This is a genomic window from Haloferax profundi (genome assembly GCF_001469865.1).
GTDB lineage: Archaea > Halobacteriota > Halobacteria > Halobacteriales > Haloferacaceae > Haloferax > Haloferax profundi.
Genome location: NZ_LOPV01000576.1, coordinates 1 through 255, shown reverse-complemented (window position 1 = coordinate 255; position 255 = coordinate 1). Strand labels below are relative to the sequence as shown.

At 60.4% G+C, this 255-nt stretch carries 1 pseudogene; it reads right to left on the bottom strand.

What is annotated here, in order from left to right:
• Positions 1–255, bottom strand: a pseudogene (locus AUR66_RS22895) (PQQ-binding-like beta-propeller repeat protein); the annotation flags it as partial.

Sequence of the window (255 nt, the reverse complement as noted above, 5' to 3'; positions counted from 1 at the left end):
GCTGCTGCTTGCTTGGGCCAGTTCGTGGTGAATACGAGGCCGTCTCTCACAGCAGGTCTGTTGATGTCGGCACTAACCGCGTCGTCTTTGTGGTGTGTTCTCCGCCAGATGACCTGCCCGTCGTTCGGGTCGAGTGCAGCGATAGAATTTGTCCCGGGGAGTGCCGTGTAAATCCGCCCCTCGGCAGTGACCGGTGTGTCTGCCTTCGCAGGGCCGAAGAACCCACCTCCTGCTGTTCGAGGTCCAGTCCATCGT